This window comes from Veillonella atypica (assembly GCF_041431435.1).
GTDB classification, from domain to species: Bacteria; Bacillota; Negativicutes; order Veillonellales; family Veillonellaceae; genus Veillonella; species Veillonella atypica.
In genome coordinates this window covers 230946-252280 of the sequence record NZ_JAPVXV010000004.1, presented here as the reverse complement: position 1 = coordinate 252280, position 21335 = coordinate 230946, and the positions used below count along the sequence as shown (strand labels likewise).

Here is a 21335-nt window from a genome sequence, read left to right as displayed (position 1 = left end):
ATAGTTGAGTGAGATTATAAGAGGAGGAAACAATGAATCGGTGGAGCCGTACAAAGCGCTATTTAGTCCTATCTAGTGCGGTTGCATTATGGCTAAATGCACCCCTCGTCGTTTTAGCGGATAATGCAGCTGTTACGACAGATGTAGTTCATGTACAAGGCACATGGGCTCAAGAAGAAGCAAAGTTAAATCCACAGCAAGTGCAAATCATTACCAAAAAAGAGATTGAGAAGAAGCAGGCGAAGTCCGTCGAAGATATTATATTTACCCAAACGGGTGTATCTAGAACCGTTGATGCCATGGGACGTGTAGGTGTATCTATTCGCGGTGCAGAGGCTCGTCATACATTGATTCTTGTGGATGGTCAACCAGTATTGGGGGATTTTGATAAGTATTCTGGCGCAGCGGACGAAGTACAACGGTTAGGTGCGGAAAATGTAGAACGTATCGAGGTTATTCAAGGTGCAGCGAGTGCTAAATATGGTTCCGATGCGGTGGGTGGTGTTGTTAACATCATCACGAAGAAGGCTCTTAAGAAACCAACATTACAGGTAAATGCCGAAGGAATGCGTCGTAAGAGTGATGGCGATTTATTCCCATTCCAAAACTTTTATATCCGAGCTGATTCGGGGCAGATGGGTAAATTAAAGGTTGGCTTATCTGGTAGTAAACGCGATTTAATGCCTGTCCTTGCATCGGTTAAACGCCGTGCATCGGGGATGGGCTTTGACTATGCGAAGCATAACTTTAAACCCAATGTACTGCGCTACTATGGTGATGCATCTGATATTGGTCTGGTAGCAACGTATGAAGCGAATAAGAACAATAAATTTGAAATGCGTTTAAATCGATATACGGAAGACCTTGTACGGGATATTAAACATTCTGATTCCGATTTAGAGCCACAACAACATTTCAAACGGACTGCAGGCCGTAATACGATTAACCTTTCATGGAATGCTAGAGCCGGTAAAAGCGATTGGACCGTAGAAACAAACTACTCCCGCATTAAAGAAGACGACGTAGCGCTTATCAATTATACGGGACGATCATCTTATGAAGGTTCTAATGAGTTACGATATATCGATAATATCGATCATCGCCAACTAGATGTTCGGCTCAATGCAAATACGCAGCTTAATAATAAACATCGTCTTAGTTATGGTGTTAGCTATGCTCGTGAAGAAGGTTCTGGTAGCCGATTAAAGAGTTCCCCAAATACGAGTACCATGTACATCGACCCTTGGGCATATGATAAGAGCTTGCTTGTTGATAAGCTAGATCGTCTTGTGCGTAAAAAAGGGGATAACAGTGTTAAGGTTTATTCCCATATTCATGATTATAAATTTATAAACTCCAGTAGCGGTATGCCACAATGGGATATGGATTATGAATATTATGGTGCTGAAACGGATGGGCAAAAACCAGGCATTACATACGATGATTATGTAAATTATGGATTGTCTGAAGGGGCTATTAGCTCTTGGTCGAGCACATCGCCTAATAATCAACCTATATCCGATGACTTTAGAAATCGTTATAATGCATTAAAATCTCGATTAGAAGCAGAAAATCCGGATATGGCTAATACTCGTTCAAATATCGTAGGGGACTACTTTAAATATGGCGAGTCTAGTGATCCTGAAATGCGTAAAAAAGCGCCTAAACTAAATGGCAAGGCCTTCTTAGAAGAGTATCGCAATCGCGACCAACGCTTGACGACTGGTCAAGGTACAATTCGTAAGATGAATGCTTATATCTCCGATACTTGGCAAGTGAATAAAAACCTTACATTTGTTCCTATTATCCGACTAGATAATAGCAGTTTGTTTGGTTCTAATTTATCCGCGTCCATGGGGATGACCTATAATGTGAAAGGCAATCCTCATCGTCGATTTAAGGCTAATGTCGGCACCGGTTATACTGAACCTGGTATGGGCGAATTGTGGTATAACTGGGAAATGTATGCATCTAATCCGGTAGGTATTGGTGTTGCAAAACTCGGTTGGTATTGGGCGGGTAATCCAAATTTAAAACCTGAAAAATCGCTCAACATTGATATGAGCTTAGAAGGGGAAAATAAAAACACCTATGCTCGTGTTGGTGTATTCCATAACCGCATCAAAAACTATATGTCGGTTTATTTCACTGGTGAATTCCAAGATTTTGCACCATATTTGAAAGGTGACGCAAAATACCAACGCGCTCCGGATATGATTTATAGCTTTAAGAATATCGGTATGGCTGAAATCACAGGCCTTCAAGCAGAAGTGCAACAAAAATTCGGCAAATATTGGTCCGGTAAATTAGGATATACCTATTTACATGCGATTAATAAGAGCGACCCAACTATGCCTCGTCAATTATTGGATAAACCAGTGCACAAGGTAGATATTGGTGTTACCTATGACAATCCAAAGACGGGTTGGAATGGATCCATTTGGGGCGATTACTACATCAACATGCTTGATAGTAACACCTTAAATAATGGTGGTAACTACTGGCCAGATATTTTATCTGGTGATGCAGGCGTATACAAAAAGCAAGTTTATCAAAAGAAAACATTTGGCATTTGGAACTTAATGGTTCAAAAACGATTCAACAAGAATGCCATGATGTACTTTGGTATTAACAATATCTTTAATCATCGTGATGATGACCGAGCAACGCAAGAACGGGTATATCGTATCGGCGTTAACCTCAAATTTGGCGGTGGTGATGCTAAGACTACGCCAATCGGAAAAGATAGTAATAAAGTCGCAAATGGCAGCGTAACTAATGGCGCATCCGGTAGTGAAGCGGGCGTACAAAATATATCCGAAGTTGTTAAATTAACTGACTTTATTCGTCCTGATTTTGATACAACCAAGGAACGTGGCATTGAGTTTATCGGCGATTATCATGCGCGCTGGATGTCTCATGATGGTACAAATCGTCCGCAATCTCCATTCCGTTCTAATTCAGCCATCGGTTCTGCTAAGGCGAATATGTATGATTCTAATCGACATAGCTTTGAACAACGGATTCGCCTTGGATTTGATGCTCGTCTTAACCCATTCACAAATCTATCCGTTATCGGTAGCATGACAGGTATGAGCGGCGTTGATACGAGTTGGACTAAATCGGAGTCAAAAGGTTTCAATCATCAACGTCTTGATACTGTTGATCTTACAAGACATGTCAAGAAATGGGATATTTCTGTGGGTCGTTTAAATGAACCTATGGGGGCTAGTGGATACTGGTTTGGTCAATCCTATGATGGGGTTCGTGGTGTATGGACTGGTAATGATACGCAAGTTCGCATTGGGGTAGGTAACTTTAAACATAGCACGGGTATTAGTGATTCAGCGTATACACACGTGGTACATGAAGTGATTACTAGACCTCCAACAGCAGCAGAGTTAATTGGTATTAATCGTGATGAGTATCCTTATGATATTAATAATGCTACAAAAACTGGATCTGATGGTGAAAGCAAATCCAATGAGGATGCACCAGCACAAGATAGCCCAACAGGTATTTATGAATCTACTTATCAAGGTAAGGTAGATACAATTTACTTCTATCAACAGCTAAAAGGATTACAAGATGAATATGATGCTTATAAAGCTACGTTGAATCTAAGTTGGAGCAATCCGAATCGCGATCAAGAGCTTGAAAAGGCTAATGCAAAGCTCGCAGAAACACAACAAAAACAAGCTCAAGTGATGAGCCGCTTACAAGATATTCTTACAAAGGCATACCCTACAGATATGGCTGAGAAGAAATTCTCCCTCGATATTCCATCTGGTGGTTATGCAATGTATGAAATCACTAATAAGAATACAGGGGAAAAACTCTATAAGACCGGGGACATTATGTATAATGTGAACTCTTCTTTATACCCTGAATACTTAAAAGAAAAGGCTAAAGGTCTTATCGTATCTACTGATAATAAAGAGGCTTTAGTAAATCCTAAAGCCTATGTTGAAAAACATAGTGACGAAATCAATCAATCCGTAGCAGAAATTGCTAAATATAATGCTACAGATAACTGGAGCAACTATAACAATAGTGAGCTTGATGTGGTTTGGGTTAAACAGCCAGATGGCACGTTCAAACAATCTTATGATTACTATGGACAACCAGCTAGTGATTATGAGTTCACTGGTTACTTAGGTGCTAAAACATATAAATACGATAGTGGTAGTTATGTATTTAGTGATTATGATGCTAAAGATGCGATTTACAAAAAGAACTTTACAATGTCCTCCAATGATTATGGTGAAGGTACTTCTGACTATGGTTGGGGCATGCCAAATGCATTGTTCAACTATATGTATAATCTTGAAAAGGTTGTACATGATGCAGAGTCTGAAAATAAATTACCACGTGAAGCAATTGGTAAAATTATCGGTAATATTATTCAAACAGAAGGTGTAGTTCTTGAAAAAGATACAATTCCACCTATCGAAACGGCAGCGTTTGTTCAAGTGAAGAAACAAATTGGAGATCGTCTTGGCTTACAAGCATGGTACTTACGCTCCTTTAATGGTAGTAAACGTACATTCTTAAATGCTAATGGCAATGGTAATGATGAACAAAGCTTCTCCAATATAGCTAATGTATTTGGCATTGGTGCTAAATATCAAATCGGTGAAAGTGCAGTACTTACTTTAGATTATGGTCAAAATAGATCGAAATTTGGCCGCTACATGAATGGTAATACTGTATATGACCATGAACGTGGAACCGCAGACTTTACTGTAAAAGGTCACCAAATGGGCGGTACACCTCATTTCTGGATGGCTCGCCTAGACATTGGTCGTGCGGATATCGATGTTCCAAAATCTTGGAACGCGTTCATCGATTATAAATACTTCGCTCATGGCTCATTCCTCGGTGGTAATGGTACAGGTGCTGTACCGGATCGTTACCTCGATGGTATCCGCAGCTTTACATTCGGTGCTGGGTATGTACCGCGCAAGGATTTACTCCTTGAAGCATTCTATACATTTGATGCGAAGGGCACAAATAAACGAGATACTTTATATGGTAATGAAAGCTTTAAGTTAGGCGATTATGCAAGAATTCAAGGAACGTACAGGTTCTAATGTGCAGTCTATAAATAGACAGAAAGGTTTATTAGTATGGAAAATCTAAATTATGTCATTCACTTGTTTCATAGTGGCGGGTATGTAATGTATCCATTATTATTCTTGTCTCTTATGGTCATTGCTATCGCCGTAGAACGCACTTTCTACTATCGTAAATATGCAGGGAAAACCTATATAGTAACTCATGCGGTTAATGAGTATGCAAAATTACAAAAATGGGATGAAATTGAAAAGGTAATCAAAGAAAACCCATCCATCGCTAGCCGTATTGCTGAAGCTGGTTTGAAAAATGGTGCTACTGAAGAAGGCATGAAAACAGCATTCTCTGATCAAATGGGTGTCGATGCAGTAGGTTTTAGAAAATATATGGATTACTTAAGTGCAACCGTTACAATTTCCCCATTGTTGGGCCTACTTGGCACCGTAACAGGTATGATTGGTTCCTTTAGTATTCTCGATGCCGGTGCTGGTGCATCTGCCATTACTGGTGGTGTAGGGGAAGCCCTTATCGCAACGGCGACTGGCCTATGTGTAGCCATTATGGCCTTTATTGTGTATACATTCTTTAGCCATCGTTTGGACTCTATTATTAACCAAATTGAAAACATGTGTGTTAACATCATTACCGCAAAACGAGAAGGGTGGAAATAACTATGAATTTACAAAGTTTTCGTATGAAATCCAAGCCTGAATTCATGATTATCCCTATGATTGATATCATATTCTTCTTATTGGTGTTCTTCATGATGAATAGCTTACAAACAATTGCCCAAAAGGCTTTGTCTGTACAGTTGCCACAGGCTACAACCGCATCTGCACCAGCTCAATTACCGGTGGTGCTTACATTAGATGCAGAAGGTCATATAACGATTGATAATGTCCCAATGAGCATTGATGCAGCAGAAGCGATGGTAAAAGAACGAATTGCACAAAATCCGAATGCTAGCGTTATATTGCAAGCGGATAAACGCTCTGCTCATGGACAAGTAGTAGCAATTATGGACATGCTTAAACAAGCTGGTGTTAAACGCTTAGCTATTGCAGCAGAACAGAAAGGATAACTATGGGATTAGGCATATCATGGAAAAAAGCAGCCATAATATCCGCCGTAGTTCATCTTATCATTCTCTTTATTGCCGTTATCTTTTTCGTAGTTGTTCCGGCCATTCAAGAGCAGGAAACCTATGAAGTCGATCTCACCCAAAGTGTGCTCGACGATGGCGGTAGTGGTCACGCTGGTGGTGGCGGCGGTGATAGGTCATCTCTATTCCCAAAACCATTGTCTGCAGATGAAGTGGCGGCAAGAACAAAGGCTGTAGTAGCGAATGTAGAACCATCTACAGCGACGGATATTCCTGATGCGGTAGATGTCCCAAGTAAGGGTAGTGAAAATACATCAAATGTATCTGGCGAAAGCGGCGGTGCTGGTAATGGTCCAGGCTCTGGCGGTGGCGAAGGTGGCGGCCATGGCACTGGTACAGGAACGGGCGTTGGTGATGGACAGGGTGAAGGCGAAGGCTCTGGTACGGACAAGGGCTCTGGTGATGGTCATGGTCGAGCTCATGTCGCTTTTGATAAACAAGGCTTTTATAATGCTGTAAATAATCAGAAGGTGATTCCTCAACAATACATTCGTCAACATAAAGAAGTTCATGAAACAATTTACGTATTTGTACGTATTGATACAAATGGTAATGCCGTTGAACAATATGTGGAATCTGGCGATGATCCATTGTTGAGAGAAGAGGCTATGGCTGCGGTAAATCGTGCATTACCATATCAAAACCCAACAGATGACATTCAACCGGTAACTGTTCCGGTACGATTTGACCTATCCGAAGGTACAGATGACGATGATTAATCATACATAATGTAAGGAGATAAATATGGGTACTATTATTTTATATTCTTCCCTCACTGGGAATACAAAAAGCGTAGCGGAGGCGATGGCCTCTGTTATGCCTGAAGGTACACCTTGTGTACCGGTAAAAGAGTCACCTACTAATCTAGCGGATTACGATACGGTATTTGTAGGTTTCTGGGTAGATCGTGGCACAGCTAATAAAGAAGCGGCTAAGTTGATTGAAACCCTTACCAATAAACATGTAGTATTCTTTGCTACACTAGGTATGTATGCCGATTCTGATCATGCTCGTGAAAGTATTGAAAAGGCATCTGCCTTATTGCCTAATAAAGAATCTCTTGTAGATGGTTTTGTATGCCAAGGTAAAATCGACCCTAAGGTTATTGAGATGATGTACAAAATGTTCCCACCAGGATCTGCTCATGGACAAAGCCCTGAACGTGATGCATTGCATAAGGCGGCAGAAACGCATCCTGATGAACAAGATTTTGCAAATGCGAAAGAATTTGCTAAATCTGTGCTTGCAAAGTTGCAAGGCTAATGAGTGAAAGGGGGAACGTATGAGTTTAGCAAGCTTTTTCGAATCGATTCCAGAAAAACAACGGAATCTGCAACTAGGATTGGCCTGTGATAATCCTATGAGTGGCGCCTTTCCTCATAAGCGCGTTGTTCACGCAGGCCTTAATGGGACTTTAATTTCACCGAAGGAATCACAATCTGTATGGGATACTGTAATGCGTGGTGCTCCTAAGAGGAGGCAAATGCAGTGTGCTTATATACATATTCCATTCTGCAAGACAAAATGTACGTACTGTGGGTTCTTCCAAAATGGTACAAGTCAAAGTATTGAAGATAACTATATTGATGGCCTCATTGGGGAACTTAAGCTGGCTAGTGAAAGTCCGCGCTTAAAGGATGGTCTTATCCACGCTGTATTCATTGGCGGTGGCACACCGACATCCTTATCTCCAACAAACTCTGAGCGCTTGTTAAAAGCGATTAAAGAATACTTACCACTAGCAAATGATTATGAGCTTACCCTAGAAGGTCGCATTCATGATTTGATTCCTGAAAATCTTGAAGTATGGATGAATAATGGAGTTAACCGTATGTCTATCGGTATCCAGTCGTTTAATACTAAGGTGCGCCAAATGGTAGGACGTTTGGATACAAAAGAAACTGTACTTGAACGGTTAGCGGCTCTAAAGGCCTATGGTCAATGTTCTGTTGTTATCGACTTAATCTATGGTTTACCTGGTCAAACAATGGAGGTTTGGGAACAAGACTTATCCGACTTAGTAAGTTCTGGTGTAGATGGTGCTGACCTATATCAATTGAATGTATTCGATGGTAGTGATCTAAACCGCGATATTGCGAGCGGTAAGGTGCCACCAGCAGCCACAACGTCTATGCAAGGGGATATGTTTGAATTTGGACGTACCTATTTAGAGGCTCGTGCCTATCGAAGATTGAGTGCCGCACACTGGAGTGCTAATAATCGTGAACGTAGTTTATACAATATTTTAGCTAAAGCAGGTGTACCGATGTTCCCGTTTGGCAGTGGTGCCGGTGGCAATGTGGATGGTTATGGGATGATGTTACATCGTGCGCTTAAACCATATGAAGATATGGTAAGCCGCGGCGAAAAACCATTTATGGCACTTATGAAGCAAAGTGATTTACAACCATTTGTAAACCAAGTAGTAAGCCAATTGGAACAAGGCTATTTGGATATCAATACATTAGTGGCTATGGATTCTCGTTTAGATGAATTGAATTGGTTGTATAAACTATGGGAGAAACGAGGCCTAGTTTCGTATAATGGCTTATTGTATAAATTGACATCCGCTGGTGAATTCTGGACTGTAAATATCACGCAAAGTACATTGGAGGCTATGGAATATATTTTAACTGGTAAAAACTCCTTTGCCTTAGAATCCGTAGCGGCTCAAGATACGAAGACCACATCTAAAGAAAATCCTAATCAAGAGGTACGTGGTATCGGCCAAGGTAAGGCGAATATTTCGGTACCAACCGATGAACAGACAGAAGCGCAACGTAAAGAAGCACTCATGGCAAAAGCGAAAGAAGAAATCGCTAAGAGTGGTGCCTCTGGTGAAGCAGCAAATCGCATGATTCAAGCTATGGCGAATTTGAGTGCTGATGAAATTGAATACATGATGGAACGTATGATGTCCTAATTATCACTAACAACCTCTCATATAAATAACTACAAACATTGACAGGTACGTTTTATCTTAGTATTAAAACCCTAGATTACGATCTATTCTTTAAACTGGACTATTCAGTTTAACGAGAATATATCGTGGCCTAGGGTTTACTTTTTATGTTTCGGAATGTATTCTGTACATATAGTTATACAAGGTATTAGGAGGTTAGTATGAATGCATTTCCTAACGAAGTGATAGATATAGTTGGTATTGGGGCTAGTACCTTAGATCGATTCATCGTGGTTGATCATTTTCCAACGGGGCGTGAGGTGCAAGAGGCCGTTTCGTCTACTACAGATGGCGGCGGTCCGGTAGCGACTGCACTAGCCACGGCTGGTAAATATGGATCTCGGACGGTAATGATTGATCGTATTGGGGATGATATGGTTGGACGCTATATTCTAGAGGACTTTCATAAATATAATGTCAATACAGAGGGCATCCAAGTTGATGCGGATGCTAAGAGTGGAACTGCAACGATTCTTGTGAAACAGAAGACAGGGGAACGGGCTGTATTTTTTGAACGAGCTACTGCAACTGAGCCTGAGTTCTTAGAGGCTCATAAACAACTCATAGAATCTGCCTATATTTTGCATATCAATGGTAGACATCGCCAACTCATGTGCTCTGCTATGGCCGTTGCAAAAGAGGTAGGCACTATTATTTCTTTAGATGGTGGTGCTCAACGCTACGATGAAGATATGAAGCCTATTACAGAAGCCAGTCACATCGTTATCGTAGCTCGAGACTATGCTGAAAAATATACAGGCACAATTAATTTAGAAGATGCTTGTCGTATCATTCATGAACGAGGAGCCTTCATAGCAGGTGTTACCGATGGTGCTAATGGTAGTTATTTTGTATGGCCTGATGGAACATCTTATCGATGTGAACCATTTTCTCAAGCTACTGTAGTAGATACAACGGGGGCTGGGGATAGCTTCCATGGTGCTTTTTTGTATATGCTTACAAAAACACTTTGCAAAATAGCAGATGGTACTAACACATCAACTATGAATGAAACGAGCCAGTCCTTAAATGCTATCGATTTACTCCATAGTTGTGCGCACGAGGACTTAGAAAAAGCGGCTACTTTTGCTTCTGCTGTAGCAGCTCTTAATACGCAAGGAATTGGCGGCCGCAGTCCATTGCCGAGTTTAGAAGATATCAAGGCGCTTATAGGATAGGATTATGGTTATGTGGAAAAATACTTCAAAAAATCAAGTTCAGCAATATATGCAACATAATCCTTATCGTCTATTAGCTCTTAGCTTTTTGGCTGTTATGACTATAGGGACGATATTGCTCATGTTGCCCCTATCAAATGCTCAAGGCCATAGTACAGCGCTTGTAGATGCAGCTTTTACCGCAGTATCTTGCGTTTCTGTAACAGGATTGGCGACAGTAGATACCTATTATCATTGGTCCTTGTTTGGCAAAATCGTCATGGTAATCCTTATCCAATTAGGTGGTTTGGGGATTGTTTCCTTTACCACTATTATCGCTCTAGTATTAGGGCGACGGGTAGGTCTAAAAAATCGCGTGCTTTTATCTGAGGATGTAGGGCAAGATGGAATGAAAGGGCTTTTACACATTACGAAAAAGCTAACTATTTATACCTTTTGTGCCGAAATTATTGGTGGTATTCTCTATACCATTCAGCTATATCCTTATATTGGTGATGCTGCATTATATACGGGAATCATGCAATCCATCTCGACCTTTTGTAATGCAGGGTTTATATTCTTTGATAATAATCTACCTTATGCCATGGTGGGCGATGTATTATTTAATATAAATACAATGGCCCTTATTGTAATAGGTGGTTTCGGATATCTCGCAACCTTTGATATTTGGTCGCATCGCAAGCTACGACGTTTTGTAGATTTAAAACTACACACAAAAATAATGTTAGTTGGCACAACGGTGCTCATCCTTTTAGGGACTATTATTTTCTTGGGAGTTGAGTGGGCGAATCCCAAAACTTTTGGTCCTTTACCTATATGGAATAAGGTCATGGCTGCTCTATTTCAATCGATTACCCCTCGTACGGCAGGTCTTGCAACTGTAGATTATAATGATTTACATCCCATAACTCTGTTTATTACCATCATTTTTATGTTTATCGGGGCAGGTCCTAACTCCACAGGAGGAGGTGTTAAAATTAGTACTATTGCTGTCGCTTTTCTAGCATCGCGTACATTATTTAATAACCGTTCTGATACAGAGGTTTTTGAACGTCGTATTTCGTTGGTTACTGTCCTTAAGGCAAATGGGATAATCTTTTTATCCATCCTTCTTGTTTTGCTTGCTACTTGCTATTTAGCTTGGGATGAGCCGTATAACTTTATTCGAATACTTTTTGAGGTAACCTCTGCCTTTGGGACCGTAGGTCTTTCGACGGGGATTACACCTGATTTATCTGAAAGTAGTAAATGGGTGTTGATGCTTGTCATGTTTACGGGCCGTGTTGGGGTTATGACTGTTATTGGTACTTGGGCGTTAAGAACGGCACCGACTAAACCAATTAGCTATGCAGAAGAGCGTGTATTGTTATAAAAACAGATTAGATTGAATATAAAAGGGGGCATATATGAAACATAAAACGATAGCAGTAATAGGTCTTGGTCAATTTGGTGGCACTGTTGCCAAGATGTTAGCTTCCATGGATCATGAGGTATTAGGTGTAGATATTGATCCAGAAGTTGTACAGAAAATTTCACCATTTATAACACATGCTATAGTTGCAGATACAACCGATGAAGAGGCAATCAAAGCATTGGCGCTAAGCCAGTTTGATATGGTTATTGTGGCTATAGGTGGAAATCTTCAAGCTAATCTAATGACAGCTATGCTTCTTAAAGAGTTAGACGCACCTAAAATTGTGGCCAAGGCTGAAAATAATATACAAGGTAAAATGCTTCATAAAATAGGTGTAGATCAAGTGATTTACCCTGAATATGATATGGCATTACGTCTTGTACAATTTTTAACTAGAGACCATGTGATGGATTATTTACAACTATCCAAAAATATTAGTCTTATAGAAATAAAAATGCCTTCATTTATGGTTGGCACATGTTTGAAAGATTCCAATTTGCGTGAGAAATATAATCTTAATGCAGTAGGCATAAGACGCGGTGAGGATTTAGAAGTTCCACCAAACCCAATTACCATCCTCGGTGAAGATGATAAATTATTAGTTATTGGGAATAATTCTGATTTAGATTCATTAACAGTGTAGTAAGTATACGAAACAGATATAATTATATCGAAAAATTATGATACAATAGGAATAGAATTCAGTATAGGCCGTACGTATTCGTATGGCCTTTTTAGATAGAAATGAAGGATAGTATGACAGAAGAACAATATATAACGGCTCTCAAAAACAATCCCCATGGCGTACGCAATATCCCTAATCCTACAGAGGAAATGCAGTTAGTCTGTGTGGAACAGAATGGGATGCTATTACAGTACATTAAAAATCCTACTGATCGAGTGATTGAAACTGCGTTAGCACAGTCGCCACGGGCCATTCAATATGTGGACAATCCAAGTGACGAATTATTGATTTCATTAGTCAAACAAGATTGGGCGGTACTTGAGTATATTCAACATCCATCAGATGATGTGGTTCGCATTGCCTTAGACCAATCGGGCTGGGCCATTCGATATATTACAAATCCATCAGAGGAATTACAGTTAAGGGCTGTAGAAACACAATATGATGCATTGCAATATATTGCCAATCCATCAGAGCGGGTTCAAATGGCTGCTGTAAAATCTAATTATTTATCATTGCGCTATATCCAGAATCCGACATTGGACATTTTGAAAGCCGCCGTGTTACAAGATCCGCAGGCTATGCGTCAAATTACGAACCTAGATTTAGATACAGTGGTAGAGCTATTGAAGGTTTCTACATTGATACTTGGGTATGTACCGAAACAAATAGGCTTGACTGTCGATATGGTTCGACAAATTATAACTGAAATGATTGCAAATCCTGCTGTAGAAGATCGCTATGTGCGAGAACTCGTAAGCAATCCTGCCATTGGTGGACGCCAATCAACATGGCCCATCGATATATTGTCATTAGTTGATGCATACGGATCTATAGAGGCAAAGAAAATTGCTATTGATCAGTATTTACTATATTAATTAAGAAGGAGTTATAATGAATTTTACAGATACAATGGCTAGTGTGGAATTGGTGCTAGCCGCTAATCAAGTACCATTGCTCGTCGGTGAAACGGGAATTGGTAAAACATCGCTAGCAGCGCGCGTAGCAGAGTCGCATGATTGGGAACTCGTCACCATTGATGGTAATCTTTTAAAAGAAGGCGAAATAGGCGGTTTGCCTACGGTGGAAACTGTATCTCATAAAGATAGTAATGGGGCGGTTAAAGAAATAAAGACCACAGTGTATGCCGTTCATCATACATTAGAACATGTGTCACGAGCTGTTAATACAGGTCGACATGTGTTGCTGTTTATCGATGAAATTAATCGGGCAGAGCATGCGGTACAACAAGAGTTGATGAATTTGATTTTGAATCGAGAAATCAATGGATTTGCTTTGAGCGATGATGTGCGCATCATTGCGGCTATGAACCCAGAGGATTCCTTTGACTACCAAACGATTGATATGGATCCAGCCCAACAAAACCGTTTCGTATGGCTTTATATGGAAGCGGATTATATGCAGTGGATTGACTGGGCTATTTCTGCAGGCATTGAAGATAAGGTGGTGGAATTTATCTCCTCTTATCCAGATTATTTAAATCAACGTCATGAAGATGATATTGATGCGACACCGCGTTCCTTTGAACGGATATCTCATATTTATGGTATCTATAAGGAAGGTGGTTATAACCGTGAAGTATTCCAAAATGTGATCCGTGGTAATGTGGGTAAACTCATTGCGGAGGCCTTTGTTAATTTCGTTGAAACTGAACAAGAGCCATTGATTTCCTTTGATGATGTGTTAGAGGCTGTGCATAAACCGGGTGCCATTATGTCCTTGCAAGAACGTGTTAATGGTGAAAGTCCTACTCGCCTCTATGTTTCTGCGAAAAATATGTTGTATCGTTTGAATCGTAATAGTAATGCCGAAGAAGTTCATTACTTTATTGAGTTCATCACATTGTATCCAGGTGATTTGCGCATTGCTGTTATGAAAGATTTACGTAACGCATATGCTCATGTGTATAGCTATGCTATTGAGGATGAGCTCTTTATTGAAACGTTTTTTGAAGCCAATCGTTAATTGTGAAAGTGCAAATGACAGGTAGAAATTATGAATCGAAATTTAGATAAAGACGATATTCGGGATGCGTCTGACCTGCTCACTCATATAGACGGATGGGAGAAGACTGGACGCTACGATGAACAGGCTATCAAGGAACTCGATCGCTGGCATAGAAAGCGAAATCAGATTGCTCGTGATGCGGATGCGTTGTATGAGCAAGTATATGCGCGTTATCAAGCGTATGTAGATGAACATCCAGTGCATAAACAACAGGCAGAAGATATTGCTGTAGATATGGTAAATCACAATATGTCGGATAGTCATATTGGCACGATAGGCAAGGGATTAACGGAACTGTATGAGGGCGAAGGCACAGATCTCGATGTGTTGACACAACACGTACTAGCCGATGGCTATGAACAACGGTTATGGCATATCTTGCATGATGTAAATAGTTTATTGTTTGACGAGGATCAATTCTTTGGCTATTTTTATCTACAAATGACGCATCGTGTACGCTTAGACATGACCAGCGCTTTTGGTGTTAACCTCAAACACGGTGGCTATGTGCTATATGTGAATCCTTTCATTATGTTACGACAACCGCCGGATGTTATGAAAGATGGTATTAAGCGAGAAATATTACATGTTATATCCGCTCATTTGATGCGGGTCAAAGAACTTAGTCAACGGTTTAATAAAAAAGCTGTTCACATGGCTATGGACATGGTTGTAAACGATTATTTAGAACATGTAGACCGCGATGCTATAACCGTTGCCAATGTAAATGCAAGATATGGACTTTTACTAAAGCGATTCCGCACATTGGAGTACTACGCAAAGGCCATTGATAAAGCAATGCAGGAAAAACCAGATCTTTTTATAGCTGTCGAGGATTCCAGTCAAATCATAGCCATGGAGTTTAATGCTGATTCAAGCCATGATATTTGGGATGAGTCCGATGCTATCGATACAGAGACGATGGATAAAATTACGGAACGCTATATCAACGAAGCATCAAAAGGGGATATGGAAGGTTATGTAAAAAGCCTTATCGATACATTCCAAAAGACGCGTCGTTCCTTGCCATGGTATTTTTATCTTAAAAAGTTGATGGGCAAGGTGGCTAGTGGACATAAAAAAACGACGATGCGTCGCAATCGTCGTCAACCTGAGCGTCTGGAATTATCTGGCACATTACGCCAACATAAGGCGAATGTGTGGGTAGCCCTCGATATGAGCGGTAGCATTACAGATGCGGAATTTACCAATGCTTTAGAACAAGTATTACAAATCGTACATGCCTATAATCATCGCATTACCATTGTAGAATGTGATAACGAAGTACGTCGTACCTACACAATGGAAACTGTGAAAGACGTAAAACCACGACTCGATGTGCGTGGGTCAACAGCCTTTTCACCTGTATTCTCCTTAGCCAATCAACATCACGTAGATTTACTCGTATACTTTACGGATGGGAAAGGCGAAGACCGCCTTCGCGAAGCTCCAAAAGGATACAAAGTACTTTGGGTCCTTACGGGCTCTGAACCTAAACTATCCTTGCATAATCCGCACGGCATAGTTCGTGAAATGGGCTATGTAGCCGTTGACGAAACACAAGACATTGACGAATTCGTGAGAATGAGCAGTCGGTCGGGGTTTTCCATGGCGAATCAAGAGTAATCATTACTTAATAATCTTAATTAGACCATATTCTTTACGGCAAAGGGAGGTGAGGGTGTCTAAAATCTTCCACCGGCTGTTTCTTCGCCCCTTTGGGGCTCAGGCCAAAGTCAGATTTTAAACACCCTCACCTCCCCTTTGGACGTCTTGTTAATTTAGTCTATTAAGATTGTTAAGTAGCTGATTACATCGGGTAAAAAGAGAACAGGCCAAAGTCAGATTTTGAAAGCCATCGCGCCTTTTTGAACCTTCTATTAATTTAGTCACTAAGATTGTTAAGTAGTTGATTACACAAGGGTTCTAGAAATAGAACAGGCCTGTTCTAATTTTTAGACGCATATATAGAGGATAGGATGGGTTAGATTTTAGACGTCCCTAACTTTCTTTTGAGCGTAGATGATACTTATCTATTAAGATTGTTAAGTTGCCGATTACACTAGGGTTCTAGAAATAGAACAGGCCTGTTCTAATTTTTAGACGTATATACAGAGGGCGGGACGGGTTAAATTTTAGATGTCCGTAGCTTCCTTTAGGGCGTAAATACTATTTATTTTATTGTGATTTTAAAGTATTCATCACATAAAAAAAGACGCGATTGCGTCCTTTTTTATGTTTCCCTTTACAGTAAAAGAAAAAGAGGAGACACCTGCTTTCGAAATCTGACTTTGGCCTGAGCCCCGAAGGGGCGAAGAAATAGCCGGTGGAAGATTTCGGAAGTAGGTGCCTCCTCAGTCTTGTGTGCTTAATTAGCTGTTTAATTCAATAGAAGAACCTGGATCAATAATAACCGCAGTTTGGTTGTATTTGCCTTCTACAAGGCTTGTGAATACGCCTGGTTCGCGGTCGATAACAGGCCATGTTTTGTAGTGGATTGGGATGGAAATACGAGCTTTTACATAGCTTGCTGCGAGGGCTGCATCTTCAACGCCCATTGTGTAGTTATCGCCGATAGGGAGAAGTGCGTAGTCGATATCGCCGAAGCGGTTTAATAGTTTCATGTCGCTAAAGAGGGCTGTGTCGCCTGCAAAGTATACGATGTCGCCAAAGAAGTTGACGATGCAACCTGCTGCGTGACCACCTGGTACGCCAGCGCCATGGAATGCAGGAACGATACGAACGGAACCAAATTCAAAGTCATATTTACCGCCAAGGTGCATCGCGTGTGTACGGCAACCTGCAGCAGCTGCTTTGCCAGCAACTTCAGCTGTAGAGATTACGAGCGCATCATTAGCTTTAGCGATGAACTCAGTGTCGCCGTAGTGATCATCGTGACCGTGGCTGACGAAGATGTATTGGCATTTAATATCTTCTTTTTTTGCGATATCCCATGTATTGCCTGTTAAAAATGGGTCGAAAATCATGGATACGTCGCCGTTTGTTAACATAAAGCACGCATGGCCGAAATAAGTTAATTTTGTTTTCATAGGAACACTTCCTTCCTCATATATACTAATTTAATTATATTGTATAATAGAAATGGAAAAAGTAAAACTATTGATGTACATTTATACATAAAATAAGGAAATATTATGGAATTAACACATTTTGATGAACAAGGTAATGCGTGGATGGTGGATGTTTCGGGGAAGGACCACACGCATCGTATTGCGGTAGCAGAAGGTTTTATCGCCATTAATGATGCTATTTTTGATCGTATCCAAAGTGGAACGATGAAAAAGGGTGATGTTTTGTCCGTGGCTCAATTGGCTGCTATTATGGGGGCTAAGCAAACGAGTAATCTCATTCCGTTGTGCCATCCTTTGATGCTTACGAAGGTAGAGGTTCATTGCCACCTTGTTGATGGTGAAAGTCCGGCTTTCACAACGGATACACATAATAAAGCAGTTAAAATTACGGCTACGGTTAAGACGACGGGGCAAACCGGTGTTGAAATGGAGGCCCTTACGGCTGTTCAAGTGGGCCTTCTTACGGTATATGATATGTGCAAGGCCATTGATAAAGGCATGATTATGGGGCCTACGTATCTCGTTGAAAAAGATGGGGGAAAGAGCGGCCATTTTATTCGAAGTAGCAGTAAATAATCTTAGTGGTGTAGGGCTATTTGTGTCCCACCTAGGAAAAATAGAATTCACTACTTGAATACGTACTTTAGATTAGGTAGAATAATATAGATATAAGAATAGAGGGAATAGTATGGAAATTGTATTATATGAACCGGAGATTCCTGGTAATACCGGTAATATTGCACGCCTTTGTGCGGCAAACCATATGACCTTGCATCTCATCAAGCCATTGGGTTTTTCCATTGATGACAAGCACGTTAAACGAGCGGGCCTTGATTATTGGCATTTGGTAGATGTACAGGTACATGAAAATATAGAAGAATTATATGCGAAATATCCTGATCGTCGTTATTTTTATGCTACTACAAAGGCAAAACATGTGCATTCTGATGTGAAATTTGAAATCGGTGATATGCTCGTGTTTGGTCCTGAAACTAGAGGTTTACCTGAAAGTTTATTAGAAGGTAATGAGGAAACGTGCATTCGCATTCCTATGGTGGAAGAGGCTCGGTCTTTAAACCTTTCTAATTCTGTGGCTATTATTGCCTATGAGGCTATGCGTCAATTGGATTATCCAGATTTGAAAGAAGTTGGCAATTGGATTAGCCATAAGTAAAATAATGTATGATGTTTGTGAGACTTAGCTTTCACAAAGAATAGTGTATGCAATAGGGGGAATGAATATGAATTACGATAAAGCTCATGATTTAGCACACGCAATGCGTGAATCTGAAGAGTATAAAGAGTTGATGCAAGCGCAAGAGGCTGTGAAAGCTGACGCAGAAGCAACTGCATTGGTGCGCACATTTATGGCTCAACAAATGCAATGGGAATATGCTAAGTTGTCCGGCGCGCCTGAAGCAGATGATTTGCAAAAGAAACAAGAGGAATTGATGCCTCAAATTCAAGCAAATACTGCAGCTGCTAATTATTTGCAAGCGCAAATGCGTTGGAGCCAAGTATCTAATGATATTTACAAAATCATTAGCGAACCAATCACTGAGGGGATGAAAGTTTTAGATCATGGGGAAAAACAACAACCACAACATTAAGGCCCTACAAACGGCTTTATTAGAAACATTACCAAGTACACGTGTACGAGAAGAGGAGTACTTGCGTCATCATACGACCTTTAAAATCGGCGGTCCTGCTGATTTGTTCGTTGAGCCTACAACGATGGCTGAATTGAGCTTTGCGCTTCGCACCATTCACGAGTTTGATGTGCCTGTTACCATTATTGGTTGCGGATCCAATATTCTCGTGAAGGATGGTGGCATTCGCGGTGCTGTTGTATCTGTTCGACATATGACACAAATTATGGACTGCAATGATAACGTATTGTGTATCGGTTCTGGGTATATGTTGAAAGACGCTTCTGAGTTCGCCTGGGAAAATGGCTTGACCGGCCTTGAGTTTGCTATCGGTATTCCTGGCACATTAGGGGGTGCCGTATTTATGAATGCCGGCGCTTATGATGGGGAAATGAGCCATGTAGTCACTGCGGTGCGAGCTGTAGATTTTCAAGGCAATATCAAAGAATACGATGCATCGCATTTAGATTTTGGGTATCGTCATAGTGTATTCCATGATAATCATGAGGTTATTGGCGAAGTGATTATGACGCTTAAACCAGGCGATAAAAATGTTATTAAGGCTAGAATGGATGAGCTTACAGAAAAACGCGAGTCCAAACAGCCTTTAGAATTTGCTAGTGCTGGATCCACCTTTAAACGCCCACCAGGGTATTTTGCAGGGACCTTGATTGAACAAACAGGCCTTAAGGGCTTATCCGTAGGAGATGCGCAAGTATCCCATAAGCATGCGGGCTTTGTTATCAATACAGGCAGTGCTAGTGCGAAGGATGTACTTGATTTAATTGCTGAAGTACAACGTCGCGTATATGACCAACATGGTGTGCATCTTGAACCAGAAGTACGTATGATTGGCGAAGATTAATACAAACTAAATACTCATACAAGATTTCTTATGAACCGTTATCCTTTTTTAGGTATGATGAATTCATAAGAAATCTTTTTTTATAGTCTGTAAAAGAGTATGATAACTATATAGTTAATCTATGTTTAGGAGGCGATGATATGAATACTTTGTTGGCCCAGGAGATTCATGATAAAGCGCTAGCATGTGGCTATGATAGTTGTGGTATAGTGCCTCTTGATGCACTTGATTTTTATAAAGACCGGTTAACGAAGCGTCTAGAAGATGTACCTGAAAGTGAAGATGTATATGCTCATAGTAAAGACTTTCTAGCATTAAAAGATAATTATCCTTGGGCACAATCTATAGTAGTTTGTACCGAGTATTTTGGAAATTATAAGTTTCCTGTGTCGCTGCAGAAGCGATATGCAAAAGGCTTACTATTATCATTAGCCAATATCCCAGATGGTGTTGAAGCCAAACGAAGACGATCTTTTGAAACGTGGTTGCATAGTAAGAATATCCAATGTATTGGCGGTGAAACAGCAAGGCCTGCAGGGGTTGTTCCGCTACGCCCCGCTTCCGTAGCAGCAGGACTTGGCATTTATAGGAAAAATAATTTCTTTTATGGCCCTAAAGGTTCTAATTATGAATTGGTAGCCTATTTAATAGATAAGTCTTGTGAGTATATTCAGCATCTAGAGATACCACCATGTCCAGATACTTGCGATTTATGTCAGCAAGGGTGTAAAACGAAATCTTTATCTGCACCGTTTACAATGAACCCATTAACCTGTGTATCTTTTATCAATACCTTTGGTGATGGTAATTTGCCAGAAGGTGTGACAGAGGATATGTTGGAAGAGTGGATTATAGGTTGTGATAATTGCCAAGACTCGTGCCCATTTAATAAGAATCATGATTGGAGCGTCGGGAAAGACTATCCTGGACTTGATGAATTGGAACCTATGCTACAGCCAGAATTTATTTTGAAAGCCTCTGATGAAGAGATTATAGAACAGATGATTCCTAAATTCTGTTTTCATTTAACGAATGAACAAATTCCATTGTTGCGTAAATCTGCTAAGCGCGTGATAGAGCGTAAATAAGTCTTTGGTTTAAGATGAGTCAAAAGTATAATCAAATGTTGAAATTGCCATGATTAGAATAGCGTCTGTTTTGACTTTTTTCTATAGACTGCGTTATAATTAAGTGTTGCCAATTTTGGGAATATACCTATATAGC

Annotated in this window: 18 protein-coding genes; 17 read left to right on the top strand and 1 reads right to left on the bottom strand. The window is 40.4% G+C overall.

The window, feature by feature from the left end; genetic code table 11:
- Positions 1 to 32: 32 nt before the first annotated feature.
- The 12 genes from O3598_RS06800 (at position 33) to O3598_RS06745 (ending at position 16131) form a co-directional block, all read left to right on the top strand.
- Positions 33 to 5093 (top strand): TonB-dependent receptor plug domain-containing protein, encoded by a 5061-nt coding sequence (locus tag O3598_RS06800; protein ID WP_371452235.1) that lies wholly within the window; start codon positions 33 to 35, stop codon positions 5091 to 5093.
- Positions 5094 to 5129: 36 nt separating this feature from the next.
- Complete coding sequence (locus tag O3598_RS06795) at positions 5130 to 5747, top strand: MotA/TolQ/ExbB proton channel family protein (protein WP_005382865.1); 618 nt, start codon at positions 5130 to 5132, stop codon at positions 5745 to 5747.
- Positions 5748 to 5749: 2 nt separating this feature from the next.
- Entirely contained in the window at positions 5750 to 6157 is a 408-nt protein-coding gene (locus O3598_RS06790; RefSeq protein WP_005381857.1) for an ExbD/TolR family protein, read from the top strand.
- A 2-nt stretch (positions 6158 to 6159) separates the two neighbouring features.
- Positions 6160 to 6957, top strand: a complete 798-nt coding sequence (locus O3598_RS06785; RefSeq protein WP_038123868.1) for an energy transducer TonB — start codon at positions 6160 to 6162, stop codon at positions 6955 to 6957.
- A gap of 25 nt (positions 6958 to 6982) precedes the next feature.
- On the top strand, positions 6983 to 7501 hold the full coding sequence (locus O3598_RS06780; protein WP_227068517.1) for a flavodoxin family protein: 519 nt from the start codon (positions 6983 to 6985) through the stop codon (positions 7499 to 7501).
- 19 nt (positions 7502 to 7520) lie between these two features.
- Entirely contained in the window at positions 7521 to 9161 is a 1641-nt protein-coding gene (gene hutW / locus O3598_RS06775; RefSeq protein WP_227068516.1) for a heme anaerobic degradation radical SAM methyltransferase ChuW/HutW, read from the top strand.
- 200 nt (positions 9162 to 9361) lie between these two features.
- The gene (locus O3598_RS06770; protein WP_227068515.1) at positions 9362 to 10378 is read left to right on the top strand and encodes a carbohydrate kinase family protein; all 1017 of its coding nucleotides are present in this window, start codon (positions 9362 to 9364) and stop codon (positions 10376 to 10378) included.
- 10 nt (positions 10379 to 10388) lie between these two features.
- The gene (locus tag O3598_RS06765) at positions 10389 to 11750 is read left to right on the top strand and encodes a TrkH family potassium uptake protein (protein WP_038141401.1); all 1362 of its coding nucleotides are present in this window, start codon (positions 10389 to 10391) and stop codon (positions 11748 to 11750) included.
- Positions 11751 to 11784: 34 nt separating this feature from the next.
- Entirely contained in the window at positions 11785 to 12435 is a 651-nt protein-coding gene (locus tag O3598_RS06760) for a potassium channel family protein (RefSeq protein WP_009661413.1), read from the top strand.
- A gap of 113 nt (positions 12436 to 12548) precedes the next feature.
- Positions 12549 to 13355 (top strand): hypothetical protein, encoded by an 807-nt coding sequence (locus O3598_RS06755; RefSeq protein WP_316065150.1) that lies wholly within the window; start codon positions 12549 to 12551, stop codon positions 13353 to 13355.
- A 16-nt stretch (positions 13356 to 13371) separates the two neighbouring features.
- Positions 13372 to 14463, top strand: coding sequence for an AAA family ATPase (locus O3598_RS06750; protein ID WP_227068513.1), 1092 nt, complete (start codon positions 13372 to 13374; stop codon positions 14461 to 14463).
- A gap of 30 nt (positions 14464 to 14493) precedes the next feature.
- Positions 14494 to 16131: a vWA domain-containing protein gene (locus tag O3598_RS06745; protein ID WP_316065149.1), complete on the top strand. Its 1638-nt coding sequence runs from the start codon at positions 14494 to 14496 to the stop codon at positions 16129 to 16131.
- A 746-nt stretch (positions 16132 to 16877) separates the two neighbouring features.
- Here the strand turns inward: O3598_RS06745 and O3598_RS06740 are convergent.
- Entirely contained in the window at positions 16878 to 17555 is a 678-nt protein-coding gene (locus tag O3598_RS06740; RefSeq protein ID WP_371452232.1) for a metal-dependent hydrolase, read from the bottom strand.
- A 105-nt stretch (positions 17556 to 17660) separates the two neighbouring features.
- Here O3598_RS06740 and moaC point away from each other — a divergent pair, with 105 nt between their 5' ends.
- From moaC to O3598_RS06715, 5 genes are all read left to right on the top strand, one after another.
- Positions 17661 to 18173 carry a cyclic pyranopterin monophosphate synthase MoaC gene (gene moaC, locus O3598_RS06735; RefSeq protein ID WP_118353615.1) on the top strand — a complete coding sequence of 171 codons (513 nt, stop codon included), beginning with the start codon at positions 17661 to 17663 and terminating at the stop codon, positions 18171 to 18173.
- A gap of 112 nt (positions 18174 to 18285) precedes the next feature.
- A complete protein-coding gene (gene trmL, locus O3598_RS06730) occupies positions 18286 to 18771 on the top strand; it encodes a tRNA (uridine(34)/cytosine(34)/5-carboxymethylaminomethyluridine(34)-2'-O)-methyltransferase TrmL (RefSeq protein ID WP_005381877.1) in 486 nt (161 codons plus the stop codon).
- 67 nt (positions 18772 to 18838) lie between these two features.
- On the top strand, positions 18839 to 19207 hold the full coding sequence (locus O3598_RS06725; protein WP_005378601.1) for a YlbF/YmcA family competence regulator: 369 nt from the start codon (positions 18839 to 18841) through the stop codon (positions 19205 to 19207).
- The gene (gene murB, locus O3598_RS06720) at positions 19179 to 20111 is read left to right on the top strand and encodes a UDP-N-acetylmuramate dehydrogenase (protein ID WP_005378587.1); all 933 of its coding nucleotides are present in this window, start codon (positions 19179 to 19181) and stop codon (positions 20109 to 20111) included. Before O3598_RS06725 ends, murB begins: the two co-directional genes overlap by 29 nt.
- A 140-nt stretch (positions 20112 to 20251) precedes the next feature.
- Positions 20252 to 21199 carry an epoxyqueuosine reductase gene (locus O3598_RS06715; protein ID WP_060807857.1) on the top strand — a complete coding sequence of 316 codons (948 nt, stop codon included), beginning with the start codon at positions 20252 to 20254 and terminating at the stop codon, positions 21197 to 21199.
- The last annotated feature ends 136 nt before the right edge of the window (positions 21200 to 21335 follow it).

What these genes read in the sequence shown, in the direction of transcription:
- O3598_RS06800 (WP_371452235.1), top strand. Translation starts at nt 33, where the DNA reads ATGAATCGGTGGAGCCGTACAAAGCGCTATTTAGTCCTATCTAGTGCG.
- O3598_RS06795 (WP_005382865.1), top strand. Translation starts at nt 5,130, where the DNA reads ATGGAAAATCTAAATTATGTCATTCACTTGTTTCATAGTGGCGGGTAT.
- O3598_RS06790 (WP_005381857.1), top strand. Translation starts at nt 5,750, where the DNA reads ATGAATTTACAAAGTTTTCGTATGAAATCCAAGCCTGAATTCATGATT.
- O3598_RS06785 (WP_038123868.1), top strand. Translation starts at nt 6,160, where the DNA reads ATGGGATTAGGCATATCATGGAAAAAAGCAGCCATAATATCCGCCGTA.
- O3598_RS06780 (WP_227068517.1), top strand. Translation starts at nt 6,983, where the DNA reads ATGGGTACTATTATTTTATATTCTTCCCTCACTGGGAATACAAAAAGC.
- hutW (WP_227068516.1), top strand. Translation starts at nt 7,521, where the DNA reads ATGAGTTTAGCAAGCTTTTTCGAATCGATTCCAGAAAAACAACGGAAT.
- O3598_RS06770 (WP_227068515.1), top strand. Translation starts at nt 9,362, where the DNA reads ATGAATGCATTTCCTAACGAAGTGATAGATATAGTTGGTATTGGGGCT.
- O3598_RS06765 (WP_038141401.1), top strand. Translation starts at nt 10,389, where the DNA reads ATGTGGAAAAATACTTCAAAAAATCAAGTTCAGCAATATATGCAACAT.
- O3598_RS06760 (WP_009661413.1), top strand. Translation starts at nt 11,785, where the DNA reads ATGAAACATAAAACGATAGCAGTAATAGGTCTTGGTCAATTTGGTGGC.
- O3598_RS06755 (WP_316065150.1), top strand. Translation starts at nt 12,549, where the DNA reads ATGACAGAAGAACAATATATAACGGCTCTCAAAAACAATCCCCATGGC.
- O3598_RS06750 (WP_227068513.1), top strand. Translation starts at nt 13,372, where the DNA reads ATGAATTTTACAGATACAATGGCTAGTGTGGAATTGGTGCTAGCCGCT.
- O3598_RS06745 (WP_316065149.1), top strand. Translation starts at nt 14,494, where the DNA reads ATGAATCGAAATTTAGATAAAGACGATATTCGGGATGCGTCTGACCTG.
- O3598_RS06740 (WP_371452232.1), bottom strand. Translation starts at nt 17,555, where the DNA reads ATGAAAACAAAATTAACTTATTTCGGCCATGCGTGCTTTATGTTAACA.
- moaC (WP_118353615.1), top strand. Translation starts at nt 17,661, where the DNA reads ATGGAATTAACACATTTTGATGAACAAGGTAATGCGTGGATGGTGGAT.
- trmL (WP_005381877.1), top strand. Translation starts at nt 18,286, where the DNA reads ATGGAAATTGTATTATATGAACCGGAGATTCCTGGTAATACCGGTAAT.
- O3598_RS06725 (WP_005378601.1), top strand. Translation starts at nt 18,839, where the DNA reads ATGAATTACGATAAAGCTCATGATTTAGCACACGCAATGCGTGAATCT.
- murB (WP_005378587.1), top strand. Translation starts at nt 19,179, where the DNA reads ATGGGGAAAAACAACAACCACAACATTAAGGCCCTACAAACGGCTTTA.
- O3598_RS06715 (WP_060807857.1), top strand. Translation starts at nt 20,252, where the DNA reads ATGAATACTTTGTTGGCCCAGGAGATTCATGATAAAGCGCTAGCATGT.